The 6000-nt window shown below is 70.2% G+C and carries 6 protein-coding genes; 4 read left to right on the forward strand and 2 right to left on the reverse strand.

From position 1 onward, the window contains the following. Nucleotides 1-194 precede the first annotated feature (194 nt). Nucleotides 195-842: a hypothetical protein gene (locus tag ACFPIJ_RS37880; protein ID WP_380122664.1), complete on the reverse strand. Its 648-nt coding sequence runs from the start codon at nucleotides 840-842 to the stop codon at nucleotides 195-197. Nucleotides 843-991: 149 nt separating this feature from the next. On the opposite strand from ACFPIJ_RS37880, the gene ACFPIJ_RS37885 reads away from it, so the two are divergent. Beyond that, complete coding sequence (locus ACFPIJ_RS37885; protein WP_380122665.1) at nucleotides 992-2071, forward strand: LLM class flavin-dependent oxidoreductase; 1080 nt, start codon at nucleotides 992-994, stop codon at nucleotides 2069-2071. A 416-nt stretch (nucleotides 2072-2487) separates the two neighbouring features. Here the strand turns inward: ACFPIJ_RS37885 and ACFPIJ_RS37890 are convergent, their stop codons facing one another. Then, nucleotides 2488-3207 (reverse strand): M50 family metallopeptidase, encoded by a 720-nt coding sequence (locus ACFPIJ_RS37890; RefSeq protein WP_380122667.1) that lies wholly within the window; start codon nucleotides 3205-3207, stop codon nucleotides 2488-2490. 39 nt (nucleotides 3208-3246) lie between these two features. Here ACFPIJ_RS37890 and ACFPIJ_RS37895 point away from each other — a divergent pair, with 39 nt between their 5' ends. From ACFPIJ_RS37895 to ACFPIJ_RS37905, 3 genes are all read left to right on the forward strand, one after another. Then, nucleotides 3247-3840: a GNAT family N-acetyltransferase gene (locus ACFPIJ_RS37895; protein ID WP_380122669.1), complete on the forward strand. Its 594-nt coding sequence runs from the start codon at nucleotides 3247-3249 to the stop codon at nucleotides 3838-3840. A 90-nt stretch (nucleotides 3841-3930) separates the two neighbouring features. Continuing rightward, nucleotides 3931-5517 (forward strand): serine/threonine-protein kinase, encoded by a 1587-nt coding sequence (locus ACFPIJ_RS37900; RefSeq protein ID WP_380122671.1) that lies wholly within the window; start codon nucleotides 3931-3933, stop codon nucleotides 5515-5517. Between the two features lie 44 nt (nucleotides 5518-5561). Continuing rightward, nucleotides 5562-5921: a DUF1801 domain-containing protein gene (locus tag ACFPIJ_RS37905; RefSeq protein WP_380122673.1), complete on the forward strand. Its 360-nt coding sequence runs from the start codon at nucleotides 5562-5564 to the stop codon at nucleotides 5919-5921. Nucleotides 5922-6000 lie beyond the last annotated feature (79 nt).

Below are 6000 nucleotides of genomic sequence, written 5' to 3' on the forward strand. Positions count from 1 at the left end.
AGCCGTGTGCCTGGAGCCGTGTGCCTGGAGCCGTGTGCCTGGAGCCGTGTGCCTGGAGCCGTGTGCCTGGAGCCCATGCCCAGAACCGCGTGCCCAGGGGCGCACGGCAGTTGGTGGGTGCGGGCGGACGAGGCGCGCCAGAGGGGTGGCGTGCCTCGTCCGCGTCCTGCGGGGTCGGATCGGGTCGGGTTGGGTCAGGCGGTGGTGCCCCACATCGCGGCGAACGCGGCCGCCTCGCCGGCGAGCCAGCGCTCGACCTCGCCCTGCTTGAGTGCCGGGTCGGGGCGCAGGACGTCGCCGCGGCGGAGGTCGACGAGGACGGGGGTGGCGTTGGGCAGGACGAGGTCCATGTGGCGGGTCATCAGGTGCAGGGTGGCGACCGCTGCCTCGTTCTGCGGCGGGTCTTCGTCGAAGTGCAGCCGGACCGCCTCGCCGTGACCGTCCGCATACCGCAGGCCGAAGTGCGGATTGATCTTGACGGGGAGGTTGCCCAGCATGCCGAGGGCGTCGCGGGTCGGGGTGATCTCCACCTGCGACAGATCGCCGAGGGACTCGATGTAGCGCAGCGCGCCGGGGACGACGGACTCATACAGCGGGCGCCACCGCGAGTTGACCTGATCGACGACCGCGTTGAGGTACGTGCCGCCGGTCCGGAACCGGATGTCGGCCTTCAGTGCCTTGACGAGCTGGCCGTGCGGGTTGAAGCCGGAGCCCGACTCGCGTTGACGGCGCAGGCCGCCCACGAAGCTCGCCTTGCGCGGGCCGGTGCGGCCGACATAGCGCGTGAAACTCAACAGGGTCGCATACGGAACGGACCCCGGGGTGACGGTGGACACGGTCACTTGCGCTCTCCTCCCAGCCAACGAAACCGGCTCAAGAACCCCAGCTCAAGAGCGACTTTCGTACACACATTCTAATCGATCGGCGCCACATTTCCCAGTCTCGGCGGACTGTCTGTGAAACAGACCGTTTCAGTAGGTAGGGTGGCGGCATGACGACGTTCCACTGGTTCCTGCCGACGACCGGAGACGGCGATCAGGTCGGCGCGGCGACGGTCGCTGCGGGTGCCGCCGCACACGTGAGGACGCCCACGGTCGCGTACCTGTCGGAGGTGGCCAGGGCGGCCGAGGAGGCGGGGTTCGCCTCGGTGCTGACGCCCGTCGGCGCGGGCTGCCTGGATCCGCTCGTCATGTGTACCGCGATCGCACAGCACACGACCACACTGCGGATGCTCGTCGCGTTCCGGGCCGGGTTCACGCTGCCCACGCTGCTCGCCCAGCAGGCGGAGGCGTTCCAGTGGATCTCCGGTGGCCGGCTCGCCCTCAACGTCGTCACCGGCGGTGACCAGCAGGAGCAGCGGGCGTACGGCGACTTCGTCGAGCACGACGGCCGGTACGCCCGCACCGCCGAGTATCTCCAGGTCCTTCGCAACACGTGGAAGGGTGAACGGTTCGACTTCCACGGCGACTATTACCACGTCGAATGCGGCGGCCTCGGTACCCCGCTCGCCGACGTCCCGCCCATCTACTTCGGCGGCGCGTCACCGGCCGCCGAGGACGTGGCGGCCCAGTACGCCGACGTCTACCTGATGTGGGGTGAGCCACCCGCCGCGATCGCGGAGCGGGTCGCGCGGATGCGGGCCAAGGCCGCGGCGCACGGGCGTACGCTGCGCTTCGGGCTGCGGGTGCACGTCATCGTCCGTGACGACGCCGACCAGGCGTGGGCCGAGGCCGACCGGCTGCTGCGCGGCATGGACCCGGGGCGGATCGCGGCGGCGCAGGCGAGGTTCGCCAGGATGGACTCGGTGGGGCAGGCCAGGATGACCGCGCTCAACGCGGGCACGGCCGACGGCCTGGTCATCGCGCCCAACCTGTGGGCCGGCATCGGGCTGGTCCGCGAGGGCGCCGGCACCGCACTGGTGGGCAGCCCCGTGGAGATCCGGCAGCGCCTGGCCGAGTACGAGGGCGTCGACGAGTTCATCCTCTCCGGCTGGCCGCACCTCGAGGAGGCGCATCGGGTCGGCGAAGCCGTCCTCAGCCGGAAGCCCGGACTGACGCCCGTCCTGGCGTGAGCCGCCGGATCCGGCGGGCCGGATCGGCAAAGTGGTGCTCAGCCGGAAGCCCGGACCGGCGTGAACCGCCGGCCTGGCATACCGGGAGACGCGCCAGATCCGATCAGCCGGAGATCAGGAGAAGCCAAATCCCGGCGTGAGCCCGCCGGCTCCGGCGCGCCGGGTCGGCAACGCGGTGCTCAGCCGGAAGCCCAGACCGGCCTGAGCCACCGGATTCGGTGCGCCGGGTCGGCAACGCGGTGCTCAGCCGGAAGCCGGACCGGCGTGAGCCGCAGGAACCGGTGCGCGGGGTCGGCGAGGCGGTGCTCGGCTGGAAGTCCGGGTTGACGCCAGGTCGGCAATGCGGTGCTCAGCCTGGAGGCCCGGACTTGGCGTGAGCCGGCGGATCTGGCGCGCCGGGAGAAGCCCAGATCCGCTCAGCCGGAGATCAGGTCTGACACCGGTCCCAGCATGAGCCGCGTGCCGAACGCCAGCGAGGCCAGCGACACGATGACGAAGAACGCCACGAAGATGATCGCCGGCACGTGCGTCAGCCGGCCGATCTGATCGGCGTCGGAGTTGGGCGCCTGGCGCCGGAACCGGGACTGCTGCAGCTCGAACACGGCCCTGACCCCGCCGAGCAGCATGAACCAGGAGAAGGCGTACGCGAACGCACCCTGCACCTGCGGCGAGCCGAACCACGAGACGCCGAAGATGATCGCGCCGGCCACGACGACGGACACCACGCCGTAGACGTTGCGGATCATGACGAGCATCGCGGCGAGCAGGAGCAGCAGCAGCCAGAGCAGCACCGTGATGCGACCGGCGCCGAGGATCGCGGCGGCGCCGAGCCCCAGCAGCGACGGCGTGATGTATCCGGCCAGCCCGGTCACCACCATGCCCAGCCCGTTGGGCCGGCCCTTCGACAGCGTCAGGCCCGACGTGTCGGAGTGCAGCCGGATCCCGGAGAGCCGCCGGCCGCTCAACACCGCCGCCAGGGCGTGGCCGCCCTCATGCGCGATGGTGACGAAGTTGCGCATGACCCGCCAGGCCGGCCGCAGCAGGACCGCCAGGAGCGCCACCACGGCGGTGGCGATGACGACCTCACGCGGAGGTGCGGGCAACCGGCTGAATGCGTCGCTCAACACATCGAACACGAATGCAGAGCCTGCCACCTGACGTGTTGAATGAACAGCGTGGAGATCAGGCGCTTTGTCGACACCGACTGGAACGGCGACGAACTGGGCGGCGAACTGGGCGACGAACACGGTCGTGAGCACGGCGTCGACCTCGGCGATGACGGTCATGGACACGGCGGGAAGCGCGGCGGGAACGGGCGTGGGCTCTGGGAGGTCTGGCACGAGGTCGTCGCGGCCGGTGAGAGTTATGACAACGACCCGGCGTCCACCGAGCAGCAGGCGAGGTCACACTGGCTGCTGCCACCACCCTTCGAGGTCTGGGTAGCGGTCGAGGACGGCGACGTGCTCGGCACCTACAAGGTCGGCCCGAACAAGGGACGCCTCGGCGACCACGTGGCGAACGCGAGCTTCATGGTGTCGACCCGTGCGCGAGGCCGTGGCCTGGGTCGCGCGCTCGGCGAGCACTGCCTGGACCGGGCCCGCGAGCTCGGCTTCGCCGCGATGCAGTTCAACGCGGTCGTCTCCACCAACACCACCGCCGTGAAGCTCTGGCGCTCGCTCGGCTTCATCATCGTCGGCACGATTCCGGACGGCTTCCGCAGCACGAAGCACGGGTTGGTCGACTTCCATATCATGTATCGGCAGTTGTAAAGGTCCCCGACGCCCGAAGAGTCCCCCATGAGGGGAGTAATGCCTGGTAACGGTTGTGACCTTCATCTTGCATTCTGTACGAATACCCCGATGCGTACTCCCCCCGAAGCGCGCGACGACACGGACGACCGTCTCCAGTCGCTCAGCGAGGACCTCACCGGTTACCTCATCGGTGACGCCTACCAGCTGATCGAGCCGATCGGTGGCGGTGGCACGGGCACCGTGTGGCGGGCCAGGGCGCTGCAGGGCGAGGGCGAGGTCGCCGTCAAGCTGCTGCGCGAGGACCTCATGGCGGAGCCGAAGGCGGTCAGCCGGTTCGTCCAGGAGCGCGCGATCCTGCTCATGTTGAGCCACCCGCACATCGTGCGGGTCCGTGATCTGGTCACGGTCGGCACGTCGCTCGGCCTCGTCATGGACCTCGTCGACGGCGGCAGCCTCCGTGACCACCTGCACGAGCAGGGCACCCTGGCGCCCGCCGCCGCGGCGACGCTGCTCGCCCAGGTCGCCGACGCGTTGTCGGCCGCGCACCGGCGCGGCATCGTGCACCGCGACCTGAAGCCGGACAACATCCTGCTCGACCGCGACGGCGGTGAGCCGCACACCCGGCTCACCGACTTCGGCATCGCGCGGGTGCTCGACACGCCGAGCATGACCACGCCGGGCGCGCTCGTCGGCACCGCGAACTACATCGCGCCCGAGGCCGTCTACGGCGGGCGGCCGGCACCGTCCGCGGACGTCTACGCCCTCGGCGTGGTCCTGTTCGAGCTCGTCACCGGACGGCCGCCCTACGCCGGCGGCCCGGCCTGGGCGATCCTGCGCCGGCACGTCGACGAGTCGCCGCAGCGCGTGGAGGGCATGCCGGAGACGGTCTGGCGGGTCGTGGAGGCCTGCATGGACAAGCGCCCAGGCCGTCGCCCATCGGCGAAGGAACTGGCGCACGCGCTGCGCGTCGTGGCCAAGCGCACCGCCGGCGATCCGCCGCTGCCGCCCCAACCCGTGATCCATGAGGTGCCCTCCTTCGATCCGCCGGTGCCGAAGCCCCGAACGCCGACATCATCGCGCTCGCGTATGACAGTTTTTGCGGTCGCGCTCGCGGCGCTCGCGGTCGTGGCGGTGCCCGCCTGGCGGATCGCGCACCAGCCGAGCGCCGGGACCGCGACCCAGCGCGCCGAGACGCCGACGGCGATCGCGGAGAGTCAGGCCGCGAGGCCGGAGCAGAGTGGCGGGCCAGTGGCGGGCGGTAGTCGTACACCTGGCGGATCGAGACTCGGAGCAGGTGCGCCGACGCGTTCGGCCGGACCTGTCGAGGCAATTGTCTGGGGTGCCTGGCAGTGTGCGGAGCAGTACACCTGGGATCTCGGCCATCCACTGCTGGCGCAGCCGTGCCATCAGACCAGCGAGAGCGGCATCCGCATGGTCGGGCACGCCCAGGCGCTGCCCGGTATCCAGGCGGACATGTCGATCTCGCTCGTCGACGTCGACTCGGGCGAGGTCATGGACGGACCCCACCCATGCACCGGACTGATGTTCACCGACTTCGCCCCGGAGCACAATTGCGGGCCGTTCGACGCCACCGTGCCGCGCGGCCACAGGTACGCCGTGCTGCAGAAATGGGTCTACACCGGCCGGGCGATCCTGCCCGGTGGGGAGGCCTGGGGACCCGAGTTCGACTGGTAGGAAAAGTCGCTGGAATTGTCGTACCCATGTGGTGAGGTGTCGGCATGATAGCCACCGAGCCCTCGGGCCTCGAGCAACTTCTCGAAGAGCACTGTGCTGAGATCGCCGCGTTGGCCCGCCACCTGCGGGATGTCATCCTCGACGCACGGCCCGAGTTGACCGAGCGGATCTATCAGGGCTGGCACGGACTTGGCTTCCACCACCCCGAGCGGGGATATGTGGCCGGCCTCTTTCCGGGCACCGACTCGGTGTCGGTCGGGTTCGAGCACGGCGCCGACATGCCCGATCCGCACGGGCTGCTGCAAGGCACCGGCAAGCGGCTGCGCTACCTGCACTTCACCCCCGACAGCTCGGCGCCGACCCACGAGCATCTGGTCGAGTATCTGGAGTTTGCCGTCACGTAGGCGCTCGACAGCGCCGCGTCGACCCGCGAGCGCCTGGTTGAGATCAGGGCCTGCGCGGCCGGTGGCCACTGGAGCCTGC

Source organism: Dactylosporangium cerinum (genome assembly GCF_042653625.1).
GTDB lineage: Bacteria > Actinomycetota > Actinomycetes > Mycobacteriales > Micromonosporaceae > Dactylosporangium > Dactylosporangium cerinum.